Consider the following 24,428-nt stretch of genomic DNA (forward strand, 5'->3'; position numbering starts at 1 on the left):
GGTACCGGTTACCAGGTGTGCGTGACGGTCACGGGGTCCGACGTGGTGTACAGCTCCCCTACGGCCCGCACTTCGAACCGCGCCGTGGTCTCCTGCTGCTCCGGCTGCAGGCCGGTCAGGAAGAAGGCCCGCTGGGCGGTGGCGCCGAGGAAGCGCCGGGTGCCGTCGGGCAGGAGGCGGTGCAGGGTGTAGTGCCGCACGGCACCGGGCGCCGCGTCCCAGGCGAGGCGGAGGCTGCCGCCGTCGGCCGCGGTGATCCGCGGGTCGGCCGGGGCGGCGGGAGTGGTCACCGCCTCCCGTACGGCGATGCCGCCGAGCCGCCAGCGCACGGGCCCGGCGGTCGCGGTGAGGCGGACGCCGAGGGCGTGGACGCTGCCGGAGAGGCCGGTCAGCGGGACGGTCACGGTGGACCAGCCGTCGCCCGGGTCCGTCACCGGCAGATAGGTGTACGGCGGTGCCGCACCGGCGCCGGCCGGCTCCGCGGTGGCGACGGCGAGCTCGACGGCCACACCGCCGGCGTCGGTCCGGTACGTCAGCTCGGCGACGGTCTGCGCCGTGACCGGGAGCCGCGTCGCGTAGAGGTCCAGTACCGCGGGCCGGTCCAGCGCGCCCTCGACCAGCACGCTGCTGCCGCCCCGCCAGGCGTCCGCGAAGTCGAAGGTCACGGTGGGTCTGGTACCCGCCGTCCGGACCGCCCACCGCCGGGACGGCAGCCGGTCCTGCAGGCCGAGGTGGTTCCAGGCCGTGTCGGAGGCGACCTCGCCGTCCTCGTACCAGCGCAGCCCGTGCCCGGTGTTGAACACGCTCGCGAACGGCACCGCCGACACCGTGGACCGGTCCGCCACCGACACGGCCGGCGCCCGCCACGGGTCCGTGCTGTCGGGCTTGGACGGGTCCAGTGACCGCCCGGTCCAGAACCGGTCGTCGGCGGCGTGGAAGTCGCCGGGGGTACGGGTCGCGGGCAGGTGGTTGCGGGTCCACTCGGGCCGGTAGAAGCCGATGGACGTGACGTGCGCCGAGCCGCCGGGCACGATCGCGTCCCAGTTCACGGAGGTGTCGGAGCCGCCCGACTCGACGTCGATCCCGGCCCACAACTCGTAGCGGTCGCGGCCGAGCTGGACCGCCTTGGTGCCCGAGGAGGCGAGGGTCGAGGCGCTCCAGCGGAAGTCGACGAACATGTCGTCGGCCGCCTGGAAGAAGGGCTGGTTCTGGCTGTCGAGCGCGCCCTGCCAGCTGACCGTGCCGTTGACGGTCATCGCGTCGTACCAGGTGATCCGCTGTCCCTGGGCCGCCGCGAGGGACTTGAGCTCCTTGAGGAAGCCGAGCACGGCGGTGCCGAGGGCGGTGTCGCCGCCGCCGGTCTCGGCGTTCACGAACCAGCCGTCGAAGCCGTGGGCGGCGGCCACCGCGACGAGCTGGGCGGCGAGCGGGTAGTGCCCGCCGGCGTCCGTCTGGACCAGGTCGCGGGTCCACTGGAGCCGGCCGCCGTAGGCGGTGGGCGGCAGGAAGATGTTGCCGAGGACGGGCACGCCGTGCCGGTGGGCCGCGTCCACGATCGGCGCGTTCGGGGCGAGGATCAGGCCCTCTCCCGCCGAGCCGCCCCAGAAGACCAGTTCGTCGAGGTACGCCCAGTGGGTGAGGGCGTAGTAGTCGGCGGTGGCCGAGCCCTGGGAGGGGTTGCCGGAGGTGGGTCCGAAGGACACCAGTGCCTGGACGCGGGCCTGGCCGGAGCGGGCGGTGGTGTTGGCGGGGGTCGGGGTGAAGCGGGCGGCGAGCGGCACGGAGGCGGCGTTGAAGGCGAGGTCGGGGTCGCCGGCCGCCGTCCAGGTCTTCAGGCTGCGCCAGGTGATCCCGCTGCCCGGACTGCCGGAGGGGAACGAGTCGGGATACCAGTACGAGGCGTACGGCGGGGTGGCCGCCGCCGCTGCCTTCGGGATGGCAGCGGCGGCCGGGGCGGGCAGGAAGGCCGCCCCGGCGGCCGCGGTGGCGGCGATGAGGACGGTGCGTCTGCTGGGGTTCACGAGCGGGTGCCTCCTTGTGGGGCGGGGAGTACCTGATCGGGTGTGACGACTTCGGTGATGCCGCGCGCGGTGAGATGCGCCCGGTCGGCCGCGCGGGTGTCGAGGACGGTGGTGGGGCGGGCGCCGTCGGCGGCGAGCCGGAACCAGGCGTCGAAGACGGGTCCGCCGGGTGCGCAACGGGAGCGCACGGCCGGGTCGGAGGGCACGACGAGCGCGGTGCCGCGCGTCCTCGCCCCCCTGGGCCGGGCCGCCGCGAGGACATGGGCGATGTCCTTGGGTTTGCGGTCGTTGGTCATCAGGCCGAGCCCGTATTCGAGTTCGGGGAAGTCGGCGAGGCTCCGGCTGACGTCGTGGGAGCACCACCAGGTGACGCCCCACAGGTCGGGGCAGTCCAGTACGGCGGTGATGGTCGCCTCGGCGAAGGCGGCCGCGTGCTCGGCGGGGATCAGCGGCGCGGGCGCGCCCACTTCCTGGAGCCAGACGGGCCGGTGCGCCTCCTCGGCCCAGGCCTTGCTCAACTCGACCAGATACGCGGCGTGTTGCTCGGTCTGGAGGGCGGTTCGGCCGTGCCGCTGGGCGGTGCCGTTGAACACCCAGGAGTGCACGGCGGTGATCTCGCCGAGGCGGGCCGAGTGGGCGGGGGTGAAAGGCTGGTCGTCCTGGTACCAGGCGGCGTCGTAGGAGGCGTGCAGGTGCGGCCGGCCGGGAGCGCCGTCGGCGCAGGCGTCCAGCAGCCGTACCAGCCACTCCTCCGCCTGCGCGGCGCTGATCCGGTCCGGGTCCGGGTGCGGGCCCGCGGCGAACTGGTTGACCTCGTTGCCGATCGTCATCCCGATGAAGTTGGGCCGGTCCGCGAGAGCCGCGGCGAGGGTGCGCAGGTAGGCGGCCTCGCCCTCGACGACGTCCGGGTCGGTGAACAGGTTGCGCCGGTGCCAGGTGCGGGTCCAGGCCGGCAGGAAGTCGAAGCTGCTCAAGTGCCCTTGCAGTCCGTCGACGTTGACGTCCAGGCCGCGCTCGGCGGCCGCGTCGGCGAGGACGAGGAGCTGCTCGACGGCGCGGGGCCGGATCAGGGTGCGGTCGGGCTGGAAGTAGGGCCACAGCGGGAAGACCCGGATGTGGTCCAGGCCGAGCGCGGCGATCGAGTCGAGGTCGGCGCGTACGGAGTCCGGGTCGAAGTCGAGCCAGTGGTGGAACCACCCTTCGCTGGGGGTGTAGTTGACGCCGAAGCGCACGGCAGGAGGCATGCGGTCTCCTCGCGGGAACGGGGCGTTCAGCCCTTGACGGCGCCTTCGCCGACCCCGCGGAAGAAGTACCGCTGGAGGCAGGCGAACAGGGCGATGAGCGGGGCCACGGCGATCACGGTGCCGGCGGCGACGAGGCGTTCGTCGTTGGCGAAGGTGCCGTGCAGGTAGTTGAGACCGATGGTGAGGGTGAACTTGGAGGGATCGCTGAGCACGATGAGGGGCCACAGGAAGTCGTCCCAGGCACCCATGAAGGCGAAGATCGCGACGACGGCGAGGGTGCCCCTGACCGACGGCAGGGCGATCCGCAGGAACCGCTGCCACGCGTTGGCGCCGTCGACGTAGGCGGCCTCCTCGATCTCGTACGGCAGGTTGAGGAAGGCGTTGCGCATCAGCAGCACGTTCATGGCGCCGACGGAGCCGGGCAGGACGACGCCGATCAGGGTGTTGTTGAGGCCGAGTTCGCGCATGGTGGTGAACTGGGCGATGATGATGCCCTCCACCGGCACGAGCATCGCGAGGATGAAGACGAGGGTGGCGATCCGGCGGCCGCGGTAGCGCAGCCGGGCCAGGGCGTAGCCGGCGAGTGCCGATCCGACGCAGTTGGTGACCACGCTCGCGCCGGCGACCTTCAGGGAGTTGAGGGCGTAGTCCCAGACCGGGATGGTGTCGGCGACCCGCTGGTAGTTGTGCAGGGTGGGGTGTTCCGGCAGGAAGCCGGGCGGCGAGCCGAAGATGTCCTCGGTCGGGCCCTTGAGCGAGGTGGACAGCTGCCACAGGAACGGGCCGACGGTCACGGCCAGGACGAGCAGCAGCAGAACGTACCGCCAGACCAGTTCGCCCGCCCGGACCCGGCGGCCGTGTTCGTCGGTGACCCGCGCCTCCTTGGCCGGGGGGACGGTCCGCACGCGTTCCTCGGTGACGGTCATGCCCGCTCCCTCCGGTCGGCGCGCAGGACCAGGAGCATCAGCGCCACCGTCACGACGAAGACGACGACGGAGAGCGCCGAGGCGTAGCCGACCCGGCCGGTCAGTCCGGTGCCGGTGCGCTGGACGAGCATGACGAGGGTGGTGTCCTCGCCGGCCGGGCCGCCGTCCGGCCCGGCCATCAGGTACACCTCGGAGAAGACCTTGAAGGCGGCGACCGAGGAGAGCGCGGCGACCAGCACCATGGTGGAGCGGACGGCGGGCACGGTGACGGTGAGGAAGCGGCGGACCGCTCCGGCGCCGTCCACGGCGGCGGCCTCGTGCAGCTCGCGCGGCACGTTGGCGAGCGCCGCCAGATAGATGATCATGTAGTAGCCGAGGCCCTTCCAGACCGTGACGGCCATCGCGCTCAGCAGGAGCAGCCACTGGTCGCTGAGGAAGCCGATCCGGCCGATCCCGGCGGTCTCCAGCAGCGAGTTGACCAGGCCGCGTTCGTCGAGGAGCCACACCCAGATGAGGCCGACCACGACGATGGAGGCGACGACGGGTGTGTAGAAGGCGGACCGGAAGAAGGTGATGCCGGGGATGTTCTTCTGCACCAGCAGGGCGAGCAGCAGGGGCAGGACGACGAGGGCGGGCACCACCCCGGCGATGTACAGGGTGCTGTTGCGCAGGCCGGTCCAGAACATGTCGTCGTGGATCAGTTCGCGGAAGTTGGCGAGGCCGACGAAGCGGCCCGGGATCAGGGTGCGGCGGTCCGTGAAGGAGTTGACCACCGTGGAGACGAACGGATAGAGCACGAAGGCGCCGACGACCAGCAGCCCGGGGGCGGCGAACAGCCAGGGGCTGGTGGGCAGGTGGCGCCGCACGCGAGACACGCCGGCCATCGGGTGGTCAGCCCTCCTGCTGGAGCAGCCGGTCGCAGGCCCTGACAGCGTTGTCGAGGGCCGCCCCGGGGCTCTCCTTGCCTTGCAGCGTCCTGGCGACCTCGTTGCGCAGCGCGGTCTTCATCTGGTCGCTGAACAGCACCGGCGTGTAGTTGACCGCGTTCTTCAGCGACTTGGCGGCGGCGATGCGCACCCGGGTCTCGTCGGTGCCGTCCTCCTTGGTGAAGTACGGGTCGTCGAGGGAGCCGGCGGTGCTGGGGAAGATGGCGACCTTCTTGGCGAAGGACATCTGGTTCCGCGCGTCGGTGACGAAGTGCGCGAAGGCGACGGAGGCCGCCGTGTGCCTGGTCCGGGAATTGACCATCACGCCCATCACGTACATGTTGGCGTGCCCGGTGCTGGTGATCTGGTCGGTGATGCCGATGTTCTTGTACAGGTTCGGCGCCTGCTTCTTGAAGTTGTCGAGGTCGAGGGCGCTGCCGGGGTTCATGGCGACGGCCCCGGTGAGGAACTTCTTGCCGGTGGACTCCGGAGTCGCGGTGAGCGCCTGCGGGTCCAGCGCCTTGGCGTCGTACAACTCCTTGTACTTGGTGAGCAGTTCGACGCCCTTGGCGTCGTTGAAGGCGAAGCCGGTCCCGGCCTTGTTCATCAGCTGCGAGCCGTAGCGCCCGAAGTCCTCGATCGTCGGCACGTTGGCGAGGGTGGCGACCTTGCCGTCGCTCTGCCGCGCCATCCTCAGGGCGTCGGCGAACAGGTCGTCGTACGTCCTGGGCGGCTGGTCGGGGTCGAGCCCGGCCTGTCTGAACAGCGCCTTGTTGTAGAACAGCGGCCCGGTGTTCAGGTACCAGGGGAAGGCGTACGTGCCGCTCATCCCCGGTATCTGATGACTGGCCCAGGCGCCCGCCAGGTACTCGGACCGGTACTTGCCGGCCGCCTTGTCGAGGTCGAGGGCGAGGCCCGCCTTGGCGAGCGGGGCGACCAGGTCCGGGGAGACGTTGACGACGTCGGGGAGGGTGCCGCCGGCCGCGTCCGCGCTGATCTTGTCGGCGTAGCCCTCGGCCGGCTGGTCGATCCACTTCACATGGGCACCCGGGTACTTCTTCTCGAAGTCCGCGATCAGGCCGTCGAAGTACGACTTGAAGTTGGCGCGCAGGTTCCAGGTCTGGAAGGTGATGTCGCCCTCGACCTTGCCCGAGGCGTCGGTGGAGCCGCCGTCGTCTCCCCCGGAACCGCAGGCGCTCAGCGGCAGGGCGAGGACGGCGGCAGCGGCGAGGGCGAAGGCTCTGCGGGAGACGCGCATGGTCCATTGCTCCTTTGCAGCGGGATCGGCGGAAGGTGCCGCGCCAGACCTTGCACGCCGTTTCCGCACCGCGTCAATGGATTCGGCGCAGCTAAAGTCATTAGTGGCGCGAATCCCCTGGTCAAAAAGGTGTGACGAACGTATTGCCGCCGATCACTAATGCGCTTTAGAGTGTGCGGACTCAAGCGCATTAGCAGATCGCGGCCCGACCGAATGAGGAACTGAGTTGGCGGAGAAACGCATCCCCGCGCGCCGTCCGACGATGAAGGACATCGCGCGCCGCGCCGGAGTCTCCGAGAGCGCGGTCTCCTTCGCGCTCAACGGCCGCCCCGGGGTCTCCGACACGACCAGGGCCCGGGTCCAGCGGGTCGCCGAGCAGCTCGGCTGGCGCCCCAGCACGGCCGCCCGCGCCCTGTCCGGCGAGGGCGCGGCCACGGTCGGCTTCGTCCTCGCCCGCCCGGCGCACTCCCTGGGCGTGGACTCCTTCTTCCTCCAACTGGTCTCCGGCATCCAGGAGGTGCTCGCCGAACGGCATCTCGGGCTGCTCTTCCAGATGGCGGAGGACGTGGCCGACGAGTGCGCGGTCTACCGCCGCTGGTGGGCGGAGCACCGCGTCGACGGCGTCCTGGTGGTGGATCCGCGCGCCGACGATCCCCGCCCCGGCCTGCTCGACGAACTCGGCCTGCCCGCCGTGGTGATCGGCGGCGCACCCGACGACCGGCACCCCGGACTGTCCACGGTGTGGGCGGACGACGCGGCCGCGATGGCGTCGGTGGTCGACGAGCTGACCGGGCTGGGCCACCGGCGCATCGTGCACATCGCCGGCCTGCCCGGCCTCGCGCACACCCAGCGCCGGATCCGCACCCTGCGCGCCGAGGCCGGCCGGCGCGGTCTCGGCGAGGTCCACTCGGTGACCACCGACTACTCCGACGCCGAGGGTGCCGCGGTCACCCGCCGTGTCCTGCGCGCGAGCCCGCCCCCGACGGCCCTGATCTACGACAACGACGTGATGGCGGTGGCCGGGGTCGCGGCGGCCGCCGAACTCGGCTACGCGGTACCGGACGACGTCTCGGTCGTCTCCTGGGAGGACTCGGCCCTGTGCCGCATGGTCAAACCCTGGCTCTCCGCCCTCTCCCGCGACAGCACGGAGTTCGGCCGCACGGCGGCACGGGAGCTGACGGCCCTGCTGGACGGCGGTGCGGCACGGGCAGTACGGGTGCCGGTGCCCCGGCTGACGGTTCGGGGCAGCACGGCACCCGTGCGCGGCTAGAGCGACGAGCGGAACAGCGCGAACTGCGCCGGCCGCACCGCACCCCGCGCCGCCGTGATCCGCACCCGCCACCGCCGCGCCCGCACCGGCGCCGCCAGCCGCAGGATCCTGCTCGCCCCGACCGTCCCGGCCGCGGCCACCTGGGTCCAGGAGCCCGCCGCCCAGGCCTCGACGACGAACCCCTCCACCTGCTGCCCGTAGCGGATGTCCTCCGCCAGCCGGATCCGGTCCACCCCCAGCTCCCGGCCCAGGTCCACGGTCACCCCGCCCGGCGTCACCGTTCGCCGTGCCCCGCGTGCCAGGTCCTCGGGAAGTTCCCGGTCCACCCGCTCACGGAACTCGCGCAGCCGGGCCACGTCCGTGGCGTGCAGCACCCCGTCCGTGTCCGGTGGGACGTTCAGGAGCAGTACGGCGTTGCGGCCCACCGAGCCGAAATAGATCTCGGTCAACTCGTCCACGGATTTCGGCTGTTGATCGGCGTGGTAGAACCAGCCGTCCCGGATCGACACATCGCACTCGGCCGGCCACCACTGGAGGTAGGCGGTCCTGGGCTGGGCGGTGACCAGGGCGTCGCGGCCGCCCTCGTCGGCGGTGTCGTAGGACAGGGCCCAGTCCGTGCGTCCGTACCGGTTCTCCTTGACCGGGATGACGCTCCACTCGTCCGCGCGCGCCAGCCCGCTCTCGTTGCCGACCCAGCGCAGGTCGGGGCCCGTGACGGCGATCGCCGCGGCCGGGGCGAGCGAGCGCACCAGCGCGTACCAGCTGTCCCAGTCGTAGTCCTCCACCCTGTCCGGCGGGATGTGGCCCTGGGCGCCGTCGAACCAGACCTCGTCGACCGGGCCGTACTCGGTGAGCACCTCGTAGAGGGTGTTGAGCATGTGGGCGCCGTAGTCGGTGGCGTCGAGGGTGAGGAAGCGGCCGGGGCTGCGGTCGTCGCCGTCGACCAGGGTCGGGATGGTGCGCTCGGCCCGGGCGCTGCCGTTGGCGTAGACGCCGTGCAGGTACTGGTTCTCGTCGGCCGGGGAGAGGTAGACGCCGACCTTCAGGCCGTAGCGGCGCATGGAGTCCGCGAAGGAGCGCAGGACGTCGCCCCGGCCGTCGCGCCAACTGCTGCTCGCCACGGTGTGGTCGGTGTACCGGGACGGATAGAGGACGAAGCCGTCGTGGTGTTTGACGGTGAGGATCGCCAGCCGGAAGCCGCCGTCGCGCAGGGCACGGGCCCACTGGTCGGTGTCGAGGCCGGCCGGCTGGAAGACGTCCGGGTCCTCGTCGCCGGTGCCCCACTCCAGACCGGTGAACGTGTTGACGCCGAAGTGCAGGAAGGCGGTGCGCTCCAGGGCCTGCCAGGCGATCTGCCGTGCGGTGGGGCGGACCTGGGAGGCCTTGCGGACCAGCTCGGCGGGGGTGTCGTCGGGGCTGACCGGGACACGGGAGAGGTCGGTGCCGGCGGCGGTGGCGGGAAGGGCCGGAAGGCCGGTCGTCACCGCCAGGGCCGCGGCCGAGGTGACGAAGACACGACGTGAGGGATCCATGGGCGTGCTCCTCGGGTCAGGTCAGGTGCCAGAGGACGGGGGTGCGCTGGTCCGGCGGGTACTGGACGAGCCGGCCGTCGTCCGTCACGGTCACCGCCATCTGAGTGATCGCGTCGACCAGCCGGTAGCCGTCCGCCACGGGCTGCAACTCCCAGCGCTGAAGGGTGTTCTCGCTGTCGCACGGCTGCCAGGTCACGGGCACGCCCGGCTGGAGGGGGACGTTGAGCGTGAGCTTGCCACCGCGGACCTCCAGACAGCCGTCGGCGGTGCGCAGGGTGGCGTAGCCGTCGGCGGTGCGGGTGACCTCCGCCCGGTACGACCGCCCGTCCGCCCGGAAGGTGTACGTGCCGTCCGGCACCGGTGTCCGGGTCAGGTCACGCCAACCCGGTGCGTGGCCGACCGCCGTGCCGCGCGCCGTGAACTGCGCGTAGGTGGCGTCGGGGTGGGGGTCTCCCCAGGTGGCCTGGGCGATGTGGCGCAGGGCGGGCCAGAGACCGGCGGCGACCTCGTTCTCGGTCTCGCCGCTGCCGTTGTCCGGCCAGAGGCTGATCTTCGCGCCGGTGACGCCGTCGGCGGAGGCGAGTTTCTCGCCCTCGAACGAGCGCGGGTCCCAACTCTGGTCGTACAGCGCCCCGGTGTCGCTGTGGAAGCCGCCGCGGACGAGGTAGAGGGAGTACGACGCGTTCATCACCGCATAGCCCTGGGCGATGAGCCGGCTCGGTTTCACGGCCACGTTCAGCCAGTGCTCGACCGTGACGCCGGCGGCCACGGGAACGGTGTTGGCGCCGGTGAGGCCGTCGTTCCAGATGCGCAACCGCCTTCCCTTGCTCGCCGCGTAGGCCTGGACGCGGTTGACGAAGTCGACGTACGCGTCCTGCGGGGTGGCGTCCGGGCCGTACTCGGCCCGTGCGTAGGCCAGCATCTGCGGGTACTTGGCGTAGTCGGAGCCGAGCATGTACTCGTCGGCTCCCATGTGCCAGGACGTCGCGGTGAAGACCTGGGCGTACTCGTCCATCAGGCTCGTGTAGTAGTCGAAGGCGGCCGGCCGGGTGACGTCGAGGCGGGCGGGCTGCTTGGTGCCGTCGGAATCGGTGAGCTGGAGGTCGGGCCGGTTCTCGATCCACGGGTCCATGTGGCCCGGGGAGTTGATCTCCGGGACGATCTCGACGTGGTAGCGGTCGCCGAGGGCGACGAGGCGCCGTATCTCGTCCTTGGTGTAGTAGCCCCAGGTGTTCGCCTCGGGATGGGCATCGCTCTTCACCTTCAGCTCCAGGAGCAGTTGGTTGAGCTTGTGGTACGCCATCTCGCGGACCAGGTTCTCCAGCCAGGGCAGGGAGACGTGGATGTAGCAGGCGCAGACGCCGACGCCCCGCTCGCGGTAGCGCGGCACGTCGGTGGTCCGCCCGGCGGGGATCCGGTCGCCCTGGGCGAGCAACTGGAGCAGGGTGCGGGTGCCGTAGAAGGCGCCGGTCTCGGTCGCGCCGGTGATCGACAGCCGTCGGCCGGAGCCGAGTTCGTAGCCCTCGGCGCCCAGCGTGCGCCGTGCCGACGGGCGGACGTCGATGACGATGTCACCCGGCCGGGAGGCGCCCCCGGCCACCGGGACCACGCCGTGTCCGGCCGCCCGGAGATCGTCGGCGAGGGTGTCGGCGACCCGGCGCCCGGCCGCGTCGGAGGCGACCAGGCGCGTCCGCGAGCTGAGCCGGTAACTCCCCTGCGCCGCGGTCCAGTCGGTCAGCGCGGGCACGGTGACCGGCGTGGGAGCCTGCCGCTCCCGCGCCGCCGCCGAGGTCGGTGCCACCAGCAGGGTCAGCGCGGCCACGGCCCCGAGGAGGCGCAGCAGCCTCTTCCTGACCTCACCCATGCCACTCCACCTTGAACACCCACACATGCCGGCCCGCCTTGCGGGCCGCCTCGGGCACGTCGATCACCAGGGCACCGCCGGCGACGGTCCAGGTCAGCGGCCGGCCGTGGCCGAGCATCGTCACCTTGTCGCCGGCGCGGACGGGCACCGGCGCCTCGACGGTGAGCTTGGCACCCGGCCGGGTCAGGGAGTGGATGTAGAAGGCCTCGTTCGGACGGACCGTGAACCGCAGATCTTCGCCGAGCTGGGCCATGCGCGACCAGTACGTGGTGCCGTAGACCGCCTCGCCGTTGACGGCGAGCCAGGCGCCCGTCTCGCGGAGCCGGGTCTGCATGATCTCCGGGATGGTGCCGTCGGCGCGCGGGCCGATGTCGAGGAGGAAGTTGCCGTTCTTGGAGACGATGTCGACGAGACTGCGCACGACCTCCTCGGCGGTCATGTAGGCGTCGTCCGGGGTCAGCCGGTTGTAGCCGTAGCTGCGGGGGTCCAGGCCCCGGCTGGCCTCCCACTTGGCGACGACCGTGTCGGCGTACGTCGTGTACTCGGGTGTCGTGTAGTCGTGGAAGCCGATGCCCGAACGGTCGTTGACGGTCACGTCGACGGGGCGGTGGCGGTTCTTGGCATGGTTGAAGTACTCGGCGAGGACGTGGACGCTGTCGTTGGCGCCGCCGATGTCGCACCAGATGATCTCCGGGTCGTAGCCGTGGATCAGTTCGAGCAGCTGCGGGGCCTGGTAGTCCCGCACGAAGTCCTTGCCCGCGGTGTATCCGGTGTACGGCAGCGGATCCAGGGTGTACGGGTTGCGCGGGGCGTGGCCCATCCAGGGGCTGTCGGGGTTGAACCACTCGGGCATGGAGAAGTAGAGGCCGCGGTGGAGTTCGGGCGTGTACCGCCGGGACGCGTCGAACAGCTCCCTGACCAGGTCGCGTTCCGGGCCCAGTTGGACGGCGTTGCGGCCGGAGACCTTGGTGTCCCACAGGGCGAAGCCCTCGTGGTGCTTGGAGGTCAGGACGTGGTACTGGGCTCCGGCGTCCCGGAACAGCTCCACCCAGGCACGCGGATCGAACTTCTCGGCCGTGAAGCGCGGGATGAAGTCGTCGTAGGCGAAGTCCGCGCCGTAGGTGTCCCGGTGGTAGGCGTGGGTGGGGTTGTGCGGGTCCTGCATCTGGTCCCAGTACCACTCGGCGTACTGCACCCCGACCGGCGCCCACGCGGGCACCGAGTAGACGCCCCAGTGGATGAAGATGCCGAACTTGGCGTCGTTGAACCAGTACGGCGCCCGGTGGCCGGCCAGCGAGGTCTCGGTGGGCTGGTAGTCGGCGGTGCCGAGCGTCAGCGTGCTGTGGCGAGCGGCGACCTGGGTGCCGCGTCCGCGTACGCTCACCGTGCCGTCCTCGGCGGTGCCGGGCGCGGTGCCCGTGCGGCTGCGGATGCCGACGTGGACGCGTGCCTGTTCGCCGGGGTCCAGGCGGCGGATGCGGGCGGGCTCGACCGTGCGGGCGCCGGGGACGTCGACATGTACGGAGACCGCGTCGCCCGCCAGGATCGCCACGGTGCCCGCGTTGACGACGGTGGCCTCGACGCTCTGGGCGCCGCTGGCGGTGAGCAGCGAGCTGGTGGACCGGGTGTCGCGCAGGACCAGCGCCCGCCCCTGGGCGACGGGCTGGAGGGAGAGCGCGAAGACGTGCAGGGCGGTCTTGCCCGCCTCGGCCGGGTCGGTGACCGGCAGGGTGAGGGCGACGGCCTCGCGTCCCGGGTCGATCCACACCTCCGAGGTGCCGATCCCGACGCTGTGCTCGTCCTTGCCGCCGTCCGGCTGATAGCGGTACGGCGCCGACAGGGGGCCGCCCACCGCGTACCAGTCGGCGCCGCTCAGGGAGGCGGTGCTGGTGGTGCCGTCGGCGTAGTGGACGGTGGCCGTGCCGGAGGCGTTGCCGTAGCTGCCGGCGGTGAGGAAGAGAGCCGACAGGTAGCGGCCCCTGGGCAGGTCCAGGCGCTGGCCCAGCGCGACGACGTTGTTCTTGGCGCCCGCGGTGGCGGCCGGGAAGGCGAAGGGGACGCCGTCGACCTCGATGCGGCCGGCCGGGAGTTCCTCGCCCGGGAACGTGTAGCCGGAGCCGTCGAAGTCACCGCCGCGGACGGCGGCGGTGTCGATGCCATCGTTGTCATAGAGGGAGTCGAGCGGTACGGGAACCGGGTCGGGGACGGGAACCCAGGACGACGCCTCCCCCGCCCGGACCCGCGCACCGGCCGCGCCGGCCTCGGCCGGCCCGGCGGCGTGCGCTTCGGCCGGCGCGGCGAGAGGCAGGGCGGCCGCCGCGGCGGTGCCCGCCGCGATCCCCAGCACCTGACGTCGTCTTGGACTAGGAGACATGGTCATTGCGCGGCTCCATTCATCGGATGTCTGATGATCGAGCGGGCCCCGAATCCTGTCAATGGGGCGTGCACCAATGGGAGTTCACCAAGTGGTCGGATGACCTGAGAGAAAAGTGCCGCCGCCGACGGCCGCCCCGCGGCGCACCCGCTCGGTGTGACCAGCGGCCGAGACCCTCGACGCGGAGCCCGCGGCGAGGCAGAGTGCCCTTTCGTACCGACGAGTAAGAAGCATTCCGCACCCCGAGGAGCGCCCGTGACCAACTGGGCCGGCCGGACCGCCGCCGACATAGCCGCCGCCGTACGCGAGAAGCGGGCCACTCCCCGGGACGTGGTCGCCGGGCATCTGGAGCGGATCGCCCGGCTGGACGGGCGGATCGGCGCGTTCCGCAAGGTCCGGGCGGAGGCGGCGCTCGCGGAGGCGGACGAGGTCGCCGCCCGCGCCGACCTCGCGGAACTTCCCCTCGCCGGGGTGCCGTTGGCGGTGAAGGACAATCTGGCGGTGCGCGGCGAGGCGCATCTGGACGGTTCCGCCGCGATGCCGGACACGCCCGCGGACGCGGACCATGTCACCGTGGCACGGCTGCGGGCGGCGGGCGCGGTGGTCATCGGCCTGACCAACGTGCCCGAGCTGTGTGTCTTCGGCACCACCGAGGGGGCTCACGGCGTCACCCGCAACCCGTGGGACACCCGGCGCAGCGCGGGCGGCTCCTCGGGCGGCAGCGCGGCCGCGGTCGCCGCCGGGCTCGCGCCGATCGCCCTCGGCAACGACGGCATGGGCTCGCTGCGCATCCCGGCGGCCAACTGCGGTCTGGTCACCATCAAGCCGGGGTCCGGGGTGGTACCGGCCGGGATCGGCAACGGCGACTGGTTCGGCATGTCGGAGAACGGGCCGCTGGCGACCACCGTGGCGGACGCCCGGCTGATGCTCGCGGTGCTGGCGCAGAAGGAGTTCGAGAGCGCCGGGCAGCACACCCCGCGGAAGATCGCCGTCTCGCTGCGCAGCCCGCTGGTCGGGACCACCGTGAGCAGGGCGTATACGAAGGCGGTGACGGAGGCGGCCGGGCTGCTGGCAAACACCGGGCACGAGCTGCGGCGCGCCGAGCCGCCGTACCCGCCCTCGATCGGTCTCACCGCGCTCCGGCACTGGACCGCCGGGACAGCCGTGGACGCGGCCGGTCTGGACCCCGCCCTGCTGGCCCGGCGGACCCGGGTGCACGCGGCCGTCGGGCGCCGCTTCCTGCGCGGGGTGCGGGTGGGCGACGCCCGCGAGCGGCTGCGCGCCCGGCTCACCCCGTTCTTCGCCGAGTACGACGTGCTGCTCACCCCGGCCCTGGCCCGCCACGCTCCGCTTGCGGCCCCCTGGCACCAGCGGGGCTGGCTGCGCAACGTCCTGGCCGGAACCAACCACTCCCCGCTGACCCCGGCCTGGAACCTGACCGGCTGGCCCGCGATGTCGGTCCCGTTCGGCACGCTGCCCTCGGGCGCCCCCTGCGCCGTACAGCTGGTGGGGCGGCCGGGCGCGGAGGCGGTCCTGCTGGAGGTGGCCCAGCAACTGGAGACGCTCCGGCCGTGGCAGCGGACGGCGCCGCTCGGCTAGGGCCCGCCTCCCGGAAAGGCCCCCGAGGCGCTGGTCCGCCGGGTCACAGGGCGCGGTACATGATGTGCAGGCCGACCGGTCCGTGTTCCGGGTGGTCGAAGGCGCGCGGGACCGTGCCGAGGATCGTGAAGCCGAGGGAGGTCCACAGGGCCACGGCGGGGTTGGTCTCGACGACGGCGTTGAAGACCATCGCCCGGTAGCCGTGCGCCCGGGCCTCGGCGAGGACGTGCTCGGCGAGGGCGCGCCCGATGCCCCGGCCGCCCTGGTCGGGGTCGACCATGAAGCCGGCGTTGGCGACGCCGGCGGCGGGGCCCCCGTAGTTGGGGGTGAGGTAGGCGGAGCCGACGACGGCTCCGCCGGGGTCCTCGGCGACGTAGACACGTTTCGCCGGGCTCATCCACAGGTCGCGGGCCGCCTGCTCCGAGGTGTCGGGGTCCCATCCGTACGTCTCGGCGGCGGCGACGATCCGGTGCCAGAAGGGCCAGATCTGCGGCCAGTCGGCCGCGGTGGCTTCTCTGATCAGCATGGGCGTGAGTCTCGCACGCCCATGCGCGTCGGCGATCGCGACGGAGCCGGCCTGCGGTCAGTCCACGCTCGGCAGGATGTGGGGCTCGGCGAGGTCCTCCTCGTAACCCGCGAGGCGGATCGGGGCGGACCGGGCCCACACGTCGAGGCTGCCGAGCTGTCCGGGCCGGGTGCCCGCGCGCTCCGTGCGTTCCTTGGGGCGCTGCTCGCGATTCGTCTTCTCAGGTGTCACCGCGCACTCCTTATGTGTCGGTCACCCTCGGGGCGTGCCGGACGGTCTGCGTTCCGGTGCCAGGCGCCCGCGCGGGTCTGGATGGAAGGCCAGTTCGGACGCGGTGGCGCCGGTACTTCACAAGAGAGCAGGCCTTGTCGACCGGCTTGTCCCGGGACGGACCGTGGGTGTGGGTGGGACCCCTTGTTGCTGCCCGTCCCCTCTAGATTAACCAAATGAGCAGGGGTCCGCTCGATAGGGAGTGCAAACAAGGTGTAACTATCGCGAGTCATTGCGCACTTCGATGACCCGGAATTGCACCTGCTTGTAACATAATGCCCTTTTCATCCGCCACCCGCTCGACTCAGTGTACGAACACTTTTTCGAACGAACAGCCTGCGCTTTCTTCACAGGCCGCGCAGTTCAGGCTGCGTTGGCCGGGTCGAAAACTCGACATGATCCGATGCCGCAGGACAACGGCTGTCTCGCGGAAGGACTGACGCATGGAGCTGCGCAGCGTCGAGGAGCTGATGGATCTGCTGTACGCCTGCCGGCACCAGCGCGCCCTGCGCACCGCGGCGCTGCTGCGCCGCGGCCGCCCCGCCGACAAGGAGCTCCAGGTCGCCGGCCTGGTGCGCGGCATCGAGGAACCGCTGGGCCCCGCCGACGGCGCCGCGCAGGCCGTACGCCACCTGCTCGGGGAACGCGTCTACCACCTCGTTCGCGGGGACGGCACCGCCACCCACGACGACGTGCTGCGACTGCGCCAGGCCGACGAGGAGAGCCGCACCGCGGGCTTCGACGCGGGCGTCCTGGAGGACTGGCGGACCGTCCTGGAACTGGTCGCTGCCCGCAACTCCCGCCTGGGGGCTGTTGACTGACGGCCCGTCATGAGACGGTACGGCGATGACGTCGTCGTACGGGCTCAGAGGCAGGGCGGCCGTCGTCACCGGCGGTACGCGCGGGATCGGGCGCGCGGTCGCCGAGGCGCTCTCGGCGGCCGGTGCGCTGGTGTGCGTGAGCGCGCGGGACGCGGACGAGGTGCGGCGTACGGCCGCGGAGCTCAGCGGGGTCGGCCTGCCGGGCAGCGTCGCCGAGCCGGAGCACGCCCGGGAGCTGACCCGGCTGGCGCTGACCGAGTTCGGGCGGCTGGACATCCTCGTCAACAACGCGGCGACCAACCGCCCGTACGGCTCGCTCATGGACGCCGACCTGGGCGTGTGGCGGGAGGCGTTCACGGTCAACGTGGAGGCACCGCTGCGGCTGACGCAGTGCGCGTGGCGGGGCTGGATGCGGGAGCACGGCGGCTCGGTGGTCAACATCTGCACGGAGGGCGCGGCCCATGTCGGCCCCCATGTGGGCGCGTACGGCACCAGCAAGGCCGCGCTCCTGCACCTGACCCGGCAGCTGGCGGGCGAACTGGCTCCCCGGGTACGCGTCAACTCGGTCTCACCGGGCCTGGTCCGCACCGAGATGGCCCGCTTCATGTGGGAGCCGCGGGAGGACGAGATCGCGGCGGGGCTCCCGATGGGGCGGATCGGCGAGCCGGAGGACGTGGCGGGGGCGGTGCTGTGGCTGTGCTCGGACGCCGCGGAGTGGGTGACCGGAGCAGACCTGGTGGTGGACGGCGGCACCCGGGTACGAGCGGCACGCGCGACCACGTAGGGGCCCGGGGCCGTCCCGGTCCGCGGCCGGCCACCGCGTCGGCGCGACCAGCCCCCACGCACCCGCACCCGCACCCGCACCCGCACCCGCACCCGCACCCGCACCCGCACCCGCACCCGCACCCGCACGATCACGCAGGACTTACCACTTGCCCGGCTCGTAGTCCTTCAGGAAGACCCCGTACACGTCCTCCCCCTCCTCGCCGCGCACGATCGGGTCGTAGACCCGGGCCGCCCCGTCGACCAGGTCGAGCGGCGCGTGGAAGCCGGCCTCGGCCAGCCGCAGCTTGTCGTAGTGCGGCCGCTCGTCGGTGATCCATCCCGTGTCGACGGAGGTCATGAGGATGCCGTCGGTCTCGAACATCTCCGTCGCGCTCGTCCGCGTGACCATGTTCATGGCGGCCTTGGCCGCGTTGGTGTTGGGGTGCCCGGCGCCCTTGTAACCGCGGCCGAAGACGCCCTCCATCGCCGAGACGTTGACGACGTACGACCGCTTGCGCGCCGCCTTCTTCGCGGCCGCGGCCATCGCCGGGCGCAGTGCGCTGATCAGGATGAACGGCGACGTGTAGTTGCAGAGCTGGGTCTCCAGGAGCTCCACCGGGGAGATCTGGTCGATGGTCTGCACCCAGGTGTTGCTGTCGACGACGTCCGGGACGAGGCCGCCCGCGTCGATGGCGGTGCCGTCGAGGTGCCGGGCCACGCTGGCGTTGCCCGCGACGAGGGCCAGGTCGGCGACCTGCTGCGCGTCCAGGCCGCTGGTGCCGAGGGGCAGCGCGGCGATGCCGTCGACGGCTCCGGAGTTGAAGGCGCCGATGACGTGGTGGGCGGGGAGCTCACCGGCGGGCAGCGGGGTGCTCTCGCCCTCCACCAGGGCGGCGTACGCGGAGGGCAGCCGGCGTACGGTCTGGGTCGCGTTGTTGATCAGGATGTCCAGCGGGCCCGCCGCGCTGACCTGCTCCGCGAGGGCGACGGCCTGTGCCGGGTCGCGCAGGTCGATGCCGACGACCTCCAGGCGGTGCAGCCAGTGCGCCGAGTCCTCCATCGCCTTGAAGCGGCGGATGGCGTCCTTCGGGAAACGGGTGGTGATCGTCGTGTGGGCGCCGTCGCGCAGCAGCCGCAGCGCGATGTACATGCCGATCTTGGCACGGCCGCCGGTGAGCAGGGCGCGCTTGCCGGTGAGGTCGGCGCGGGCGTCGCGCTTGGCCCGGTTCAGCCGGGCGCAGTCCGGACAGAGCTGGTGGTAGAAGTAGTCGACCTCGACATAGCGGCTCTTGCAGGTGTAGCAGGAGCGCGGGCGCTGGAGTATCCCCGCGACCCTGCCCTCGTCGGTCCGGGAGGAGGGCAGCAGGCCCTCGGTCTCGTCGTCGATGCGCTGGGCGGAGCCGGTCGCGGTGGCCTCGGTGACCGCCTTGTCGTGGGCGGTCTTGGCGGCCCGGCGCTCCTGGCGGCGGCGCTGCTTGACCGTGCGGTAGATGCCGGCCGTGGCCCGGCGCACCGCGATGGCGTCCGGGTGGTCGACCTCCAGCTCGTCCAGCTCCGCGAGCACGCCGAGGCAGACGGCGAGCCGCTCGGGGTCGATGCCGGGGCCGTAGACCACGGCCTCCACCGTGTCCTCGGCCGCCGGGCCGTCCTGTGTCACCGTCATCGCGCTGCCGCTTCCCTGGTCCACCAGCGGCGCTCCGACTCGCGCCCGCTTTCGAACCCGGAATTTTACGGAGCGCCGGGCATTACCTCCAAACTCGACCGGATCATGGATCGCAGACCGCGATCAGCGAGTCCACCTCGTCGGTGACCGCGCGGGCCAGCACGTCGAGGTCGGGGACGGCGCTCGCGTCGGCGACCAGGCCGTAGTGGACGTGGTTGCGGTAGGTGGAGATGGCGACGGCCAGGGACTGGCCGGGCGCGAGCGGGGCCAGCGGATAGACCGCCGTGAGCGGGTGCCCGCCGAGGCGCAGGCCGACGCCGGGCAGCGGCACGCTGGTGACCAGGATGTCGAACCAGAGCCGGGCGGCCTGACCGACCAGCGGCCCGCCGAGCCGGTGCCCGAGCGCGGGCACGTGGTCGGCGAGCAGCGCGACGGCACCGGCGCCCCGGTTGGGGCCGGCGTCCTTGTTGCGGACCATCGCCGTGCGGACGCGGTCGAGGCGGGCGAGCGGGTCGGGGTTGTCGACCGGGAGCCGTATCAGGTACCCGGAGAGCCGGTTGCCCTGCGGGGTGGCGGTGCGCGGGCGGCGCTTGGCGACGGGGATCAGGGCGCGCGGGGCGACACCCTCGGTGCCGTCGCCGCGCTCGTCCAGCCAGCGGCGCAGGGCACCGGCGACGACGGCGATCAGGACGTCGTTGACGGTGCCGCCGACGGCCTTGCGGACCCGGTGCACGTCGTCGATGTCGAGGTCGATCCCGGCGATGCTCCGGGTGCCGGTCGGCTCGGACTTCAGTGCGGCCGAAGAGCTCACCCCGAGGGCGGACAGGGCGACGGAGGCGCCGATGTCGAGGGCCCTGCCCACGTCCGAGAGGGCGCCGCGCACCAGCTCGGGCAGCCTGCGCACGTCGGGCAGCGCGAGCATCGGGCGCGGCGGCTCGATCGAGCGGGGGGCGCGCGCGGGCAGGTCGAGCGGGTCCATGACACCTGCGGCCAGCTTGAGGGCGCGCAGCCCGTCGGCGAGGGCGTGGTGGAACTTGAACAGCACTGCGAAGGACACCCCGTCCTCACCGGGCAGCACATGCGCCTCCCACGGCGGCCGGCCGCGCTCCAGCGGACGCTCCATCAGCCGGCTCGCGTCGGCCTGGAAGTCCGAGGTCGGCGCGTGCAGCCGGACGTGGTTGAGGGGGTCGAAGTCCGGGTCGCTCTCGCGGGCGGCGCCGCCGAACGCGAGCGGCTGCCAGACGTCCCGGATGCGCATGCGCAGTCCGGGCACGGCGGCGGCCCGGGCCGCGAGCAGGTCGGCGGCGTGCGCGCCGGCGGTCGGCGAGTGCGCGGAGAACACGCCGAGCGCGCCGAGGTGCATCGGGTGCCGGTCGGACTCGATGTTCCAGAACGCCAGATCGAGAGGTGCGAGCAGGTCAGCAGTCGCGGTCATCAAAACGGGTGCCTCGCGTCGGACGGAGGGTGGATCAGCAGTCAAACGCCGACTCACGATTACGGTCAAGTACGATCAGGCTACGCTCAGTTAACAACACATTAAGTCCCGCCCCCTCCGAAAGAGGCGGGGCTCATGGGGCACCTGAGGTCACTTCAGCGCCGGTGGCCCCGCCTCGGGTGACGTACCCCACTCCGACGGGCGCGAGCCGACCGTGAACGCCAGCGACCGCAGGGAGCGCAGTGCACCGGTCGTCAGATAGGTACGGCCGTAGTCGGTGCTGTCGGTACGGGCCTGCTGGATGTACCGGTGCTCGGCGGAGGTGCCCGGCGCGGTCACCGTGAACCCGCCGCTCGGCCAGAAGCGGCGGTCGAGGCGGACGTCGGCCCGGTCGAAGACGGGCGTGGACAGGCCCCAGGTGCCGTAGCCCGGCTGCACCGGGAAGAGGCCGAGGGACGACAGCACGTTCCAGGCGGACATGGTGCCGAGGTCGTCGTTGCCGGTCATCCCGGTCGGTCCGTCGGTGAACAGGGTCAGCGCCGCGTGCACCACGTCGGTGGTCTTCCAGGGCTGGCCGGTGGAGAGGTAGGTGTACGGGGCGGTCAGGTCGGGCTCGTTCATGGGGTTGTACACGGCCGCGTTGTAGTAGGCGTACGCGTTTCCGTGCACCCACACCTCGCGTGCGGTCCTCTCCGGGTCGGCGAGCAGCTTGTCGTAGGCGAAGAAGGAGTCGAGCCGTGCGGTGGCGGCGCGCTCGCCGCCGATCAGGGAGATCACGCCGGGCAGGTCCTGCGGGACGAGCCACTGGTACTGCCAGGCGGTGCCCTCGTGGAAGCCGATGCCGCGGGCCGGGTCGGGGTCGCCGGTGAAGGCGCCGGCGGCGTCGCGGGCGCGGAAGAAGCCGGTGGAGCGGTCGAAGACGTTGCGGTAGTTCTGCGCCCGGGCGGCGTAGCGGGCCGCGTCCGCGGCGTGGCCGAGGTCCCGGGCCATCTGGCCGAGCATCGCGTCGGACAGCGCGTACTCCAGGGTGACGGAGGCGCCGTGGTCGTAGTCGGAGTCGCCCACCTTGGTGTGCGGGCGGCCCTTGAGGTACGGCGCGAACCCGTCGGCGAGGTAGGCGGCGTTGGCCTCGCGGCCCACCCCGGCGTTGGCGGCCGGCGGCACGCCGTCGGCGTTCTTCCGCAGCGCCCGGTAGGCCCGCTCCTCGTACCCCTTGAGCAGGCCCGTTTGGTAGGCGGTGGTCAGGAACGGGGTGACCGGGTCGCCGGTCATGATGTTCGTCTCGACCGTGCCGTAGCCCCACTTGGGCAGCCAGCCGCCCTCCTCGTCGATCTTCAGCACCGACAGCGCCATGTCACGTGCCTCACGCGGGGCGAGCAGGGCGAGCGCCTGGGCCTGGGTGCGGTAGGTGTCCCAGAGCGACCAGTTCTGGTAGTAGGTGAATCCCCGGGCGCGATGGATCCGGCGGTCCCAGCCGGTGTAACGGCCGTCGGCGTCACCGCCGACGTTGGGCGCGAGGAAGGTCCGGTACAGGGACGAGTAGAAGGTACGGCGGAGGGCCGGCGAGCCGCCTCGCACGCGGACGTCGGCGAGCCGCCGCTCCCAGGCGTCGCGGGCCTGCCGCCGTACCGTGTCGAACGGACGTCCGCCTTCGGCACGCAGGTTGGCCTCGGCGCCGTGCGCGTCGACGTACGACAGGGCGGTGGTCGCCTCGACCGTACGGTCCCGGGTGGTGTCGAAACGGACGTAGGCGCCGCCGGATCCGGTGCGGGAGCCGGGGGTGAGCGCGGTGCCGTTCCAGGTGCCGTACGCGAGGAAGGGGCGGCTGAAGCGGGTGACCGTGTAGACGGTGTAGGGGGCCGTCTCGCGGCAGAATCCGTGGCCGGTGATCCTGGTGCGGACCGTGTGGTCGTCGAGGATCTCGACCTCGCTGCCGACCGGCTTGTGCAACGCCTGGGCCGCGTTGAGCAGGACGTTCGCCTTGCCGGTGGCGGGGAAGGTGTAGCGCTGGACGCCGGTGCGGGCGGTGGCGGTCAGCTCGGCCGTCACGCCCGAGTCGAGGCCGACCCGGTAGTAGCCGGGGCTCGCCGCCTCGTCGGCGTGGTCGAACCCGGCGGCGTACCGGGCGTAGTCCGTCTGCGTGACGTCCCCGGTGGTGGGCAGCACGGGCAGGTCGCCGCCGATGGCACAGCCGACGCCGGAGAGGTGCACCAGGGAGAAGCCGCGGATCCGGTGCTGGGAGTAGTCGTAGCCGGTGCTGTGCCCGGTGTCCGGGGAGAGCTGCACCATGCCGAAGGGCACGGCCGCGCCGGGGAACGTGTTGCCCTCGTCCTGGCTGCCGATGAAGGGGTTCACCAGGTCGGTGAGGTGGCCGTCGGCCGGTTCGGCGGCACCTGCGGCGGGGGCGGTGAACAGCGCGGACGCCGTCAGTACCCCGGCGAGGCACAGCCGTGTGCGCCGGGTCCCTCTCATGTCGGATGACCTCCGAAGCTCGACATTGCTGTCTGCATCGTGAGGGGAAAGAGCCGCAAAGTCCGGCAAATGAGGGTTTTTTACTCACCGCGCGTCGCGCGCGAGTTGGCGCACGCGCGACGGGGTCGCGCATGAGTCGGTCGCACATGAGTCGGGGCTGGTTCTAGGAGACCAGCTGCCCCTTCCCGAGGGCGATGACCCCGCCCCTGGAGACGGTGTACAGCTCCGCGTCCCGGTCCGGGTTGACGCCTATCGTCGCGCCCGGCGGGACCTCCACGTTCTTGTCCAGGACCGCGCCGCGCACCACCGCGCCCCGGCCCACGACGACGTTGTCGTGCAGCACCGACCCCTGGACCACCGCGCCCGGGTCGACACGCACGCCCGGGGACAGCACGGACCGGCTGACCTGGCCGCGGATCAGGCAGCCCGCGCTGATGATGGACTCGCTCGCCATGCCGCCGGCGTTGAAGCGGGCCGGGGAGAGCTGGTACGAGTGCGTGTAGATGGGCCAGCTGCGGTTGAACAGGTTGAACGCGGGCCGCTCGGCGATCAGGTCCATGTGGGCGTCGTAGTACGCGTCGAGGGTTCCGACGTCCCGCCAGTAGCCGCGGTCGCGGCTGGTCTCACCGGGTATGTGGTTGGCGGCGAAGTCGTAGAGCTGGGCCTCGCCGCGGGCGGTGAGCTGGGGCAGGATCGAGCCGCCCATGTCGTGCACCGAGTCGTCGTCCTCGGCGTCCCGGTGCAGGGCCTCCACCAGGGCCTTGGTGGTGAAGATGTAGTTGCCCATGGAGGCGAAGACGGAGTCCGGGGCGTCCGGCAGGCCAGGCGGGTCGGCGGGCTTCTCCAGGAAGGTCTCTATCGTCTGCCCGTCCGAGCCCGGGGTGATCACACCGAAGGCCGAGGACTCCACGCGCGGGACGCGGATGCCCGCGACGGTGACGCCGGCGCCGCTCTCGATGTGCTGCTGGAGCATCTGCCGCGGGTCCATGCGGTAGACGTGGTCGGCGCCGAACACCGCGACGTAGTCGGGCTGTTCGTCATGGACGAGGTTCAGGGACTGCAACAGGGCGTCGGCGCTGCCGAGGTACCAGCGCGGGCCGAGCCGCTGCTGCGCCGGGACCGGGGTGACGTAGTTGCCGAGCAGGCTGGACATCCGCCAGGTGGTGGTGATGTGCCGGTCCAGCGAGTGCGACTTGTACTGCGTCAGCACGCAGATGCGCAGCACGTCCGCGTTGACGAGGTTGGACAGCACGAAGTCGACCAGGCGGTAGGTACCGCCGAAGGTCACAGCTGGTTTAGCACGGTCCGCGGTCAGCGGCATCAGGCGTTTGCCTTCCCCGCCCGCCAGCACGATTCCGAGTACCGAAGGCCCACCACGACGCATGGCCGCTCCCCTCACCCTGGTGCTCCATGCCTGCCCTGGGAGCACACCCGCTAAGCCTGCACCCAGATCACGTCGAAC

General features: G+C 71.9%; 18 protein-coding genes. 4 read left to right on the plus strand and 14 right to left on the minus strand.

All coding sequences use genetic code 11. From position 1 onward, the window contains the following. Positions 1-8: 8 nt before the first annotated feature. The 5 genes from AB0P24_RS34215 to AB0P24_RS34235 are packed head-to-tail and all read right to left on the minus strand — an operon-like array spanning position 9 to position 6,375. Complete coding sequence (locus AB0P24_RS34215; RefSeq protein ID WP_365800926.1) at positions 9-2,021, minus strand: endo-beta-N-acetylglucosaminidase; 2,013 nt, start codon at positions 2,019-2,021, stop codon at positions 9-11. Beyond that, complete coding sequence (locus tag AB0P24_RS34220) at positions 2,018-3,265, minus strand: glycosyl hydrolase (RefSeq protein WP_365800928.1); 1,248 nt, start codon at positions 3,263-3,265, stop codon at positions 2,018-2,020. The genes AB0P24_RS34215 and AB0P24_RS34220 overlap by 4 nt, the downstream gene beginning before the upstream one ends. Positions 3,266-3,291: 26 nt before the next feature. Further along, entirely contained in the window at positions 3,292-4,191 is a 900-nt protein-coding gene (locus AB0P24_RS34225; RefSeq protein ID WP_365800930.1) for a carbohydrate ABC transporter permease, read from the minus strand. Continuing rightward, positions 4,188-5,075 (minus strand): sugar ABC transporter permease, encoded by an 888-nt coding sequence (locus AB0P24_RS34230; RefSeq protein WP_365800932.1) that lies wholly within the window; start codon positions 5,073-5,075, stop codon positions 4,188-4,190. The genes AB0P24_RS34225 and AB0P24_RS34230 overlap by 4 nt, the downstream gene beginning before the upstream one ends. Before the next feature lie 7 nt (positions 5,076-5,082). Continuing rightward, positions 5,083-6,375 (minus strand): extracellular solute-binding protein, encoded by a 1,293-nt coding sequence (locus tag AB0P24_RS34235; RefSeq protein WP_365800934.1) that lies wholly within the window; start codon positions 6,373-6,375, stop codon positions 5,083-5,085. Between the two features lie 262 nt (positions 6,376-6,637). Between AB0P24_RS34235 and AB0P24_RS34240 the strand changes: the two genes are divergently transcribed. Beyond that, positions 6,638-7,645, plus strand: a complete 1,008-nt coding sequence (locus tag AB0P24_RS34240; protein WP_365800983.1) for a LacI family DNA-binding transcriptional regulator — start codon at positions 6,638-6,640, stop codon at positions 7,643-7,645. Here AB0P24_RS34240 and AB0P24_RS34245 read toward each other — a convergent pair. Genes AB0P24_RS34245 through AB0P24_RS34255 form a run of 3 tightly spaced genes read right to left on the minus strand, consistent with a single transcriptional unit; the run spans position 7,642 to position 13,415 of the window. Further along, positions 7,642-9,177 (minus strand): alpha-L-fucosidase, encoded by a 1,536-nt coding sequence (locus AB0P24_RS34245; RefSeq protein WP_365800936.1) that lies wholly within the window; start codon positions 9,175-9,177, stop codon positions 7,642-7,644. The genes AB0P24_RS34240 and AB0P24_RS34245 overlap by 4 nt on opposite strands. A 16-nt stretch (positions 9,178-9,193) precedes the next feature. After that, positions 9,194-11,041, minus strand: a complete 1,848-nt coding sequence (locus tag AB0P24_RS34250) for a family 20 glycosylhydrolase (protein WP_365800938.1) — start codon at positions 11,039-11,041, stop codon at positions 9,194-9,196. Then, complete coding sequence (locus AB0P24_RS34255; RefSeq protein ID WP_365800985.1) at positions 11,034-13,415, minus strand: alpha-L-fucosidase; 2,382 nt, start codon at positions 13,413-13,415, stop codon at positions 11,034-11,036. Before AB0P24_RS34255 ends, AB0P24_RS34250 begins: the two co-directional genes overlap by 8 nt. A gap of 255 nt (positions 13,416-13,670) precedes the next feature. Between AB0P24_RS34255 and AB0P24_RS34260 the strand changes: the two genes are divergently transcribed. Beyond that, on the plus strand, positions 13,671-15,014 hold the full coding sequence (locus AB0P24_RS34260) for an amidase family protein (protein WP_365800940.1): 1,344 nt from the start codon (positions 13,671-13,673) through the stop codon (positions 15,012-15,014). A 43-nt stretch (positions 15,015-15,057) separates the two neighbouring features. Here AB0P24_RS34260 and AB0P24_RS34265 read toward each other — a convergent pair whose 3' ends face one another. Continuing rightward, entirely contained in the window at positions 15,058-15,540 is a 483-nt protein-coding gene (locus AB0P24_RS34265) for a GNAT family N-acetyltransferase (RefSeq protein ID WP_365800942.1), read from the minus strand. A 57-nt stretch (positions 15,541-15,597) separates the two neighbouring features. Beyond that, on the minus strand, positions 15,598-15,771 hold the full coding sequence (locus AB0P24_RS34270; RefSeq protein ID WP_107436349.1) for a hypothetical protein: 174 nt from the start codon (positions 15,769-15,771) through the stop codon (positions 15,598-15,600). A gap of 482 nt (positions 15,772-16,253) precedes the next feature. Between AB0P24_RS34270 and AB0P24_RS34275 the strand changes: the two genes are divergently transcribed. Both AB0P24_RS34275 and AB0P24_RS34280 read left to right on the plus strand, forming a co-directional pair. Beyond that, the gene (locus tag AB0P24_RS34275) at positions 16,254-16,631 is read left to right on the plus strand and encodes a hypothetical protein (RefSeq protein ID WP_365800945.1); all 378 of its coding nucleotides are present in this window, start codon (positions 16,254-16,256) and stop codon (positions 16,629-16,631) included. Between the two features lie 25 nt (positions 16,632-16,656). Beyond that, positions 16,657-17,415 (plus strand): SDR family oxidoreductase, encoded by a 759-nt coding sequence (locus tag AB0P24_RS34280; RefSeq protein ID WP_365800947.1) that lies wholly within the window; start codon positions 16,657-16,659, stop codon positions 17,413-17,415. Positions 17,416-17,556: 141 nt separating this feature from the next. On the opposite strand, the gene AB0P24_RS34285 is transcribed toward AB0P24_RS34280, so the two are convergent. The 4 genes from AB0P24_RS34285 to glgC all read right to left on the minus strand — a co-directional run bounded on the left by AB0P24_RS34285 (position 17,557) and on the right by glgC (position 24,350). Then, the gene (locus AB0P24_RS34285; protein WP_365800949.1) at positions 17,557-19,059 is read right to left on the minus strand and encodes an SDR family NAD(P)-dependent oxidoreductase; all 1,503 of its coding nucleotides are present in this window, start codon (positions 19,057-19,059) and stop codon (positions 17,557-17,559) included. 103 nt (positions 19,060-19,162) lie between these two features. Next, the gene (locus AB0P24_RS34290; RefSeq protein WP_365800951.1) at positions 19,163-20,494 is read right to left on the minus strand and encodes a wax ester/triacylglycerol synthase family O-acyltransferase; all 1,332 of its coding nucleotides are present in this window, start codon (positions 20,492-20,494) and stop codon (positions 19,163-19,165) included. 150 nt (positions 20,495-20,644) lie between these two features. Next, positions 20,645-22,966, minus strand: coding sequence for a GH92 family glycosyl hydrolase (locus AB0P24_RS34295; protein WP_365800953.1), 2,322 nt, complete (start codon positions 22,964-22,966; stop codon positions 20,645-20,647). Positions 22,967-23,129: 163 nt separating this feature from the next. Continuing rightward, entirely contained in the window at positions 23,130-24,350 is a 1,221-nt protein-coding gene (gene glgC, locus AB0P24_RS34300; protein ID WP_365800955.1) for a glucose-1-phosphate adenylyltransferase, read from the minus strand. Positions 24,351-24,428: the final 78 nt, after the last annotated feature.

It is taken from the genome of Streptomyces sp. NPDC086519, assembly GCF_040686075.1.
In the GTDB taxonomy this organism is placed as follows: Bacteria; Actinomycetota; Actinomycetes; order Streptomycetales; family Streptomycetaceae; genus Streptomyces; species Streptomyces shenzhenensis.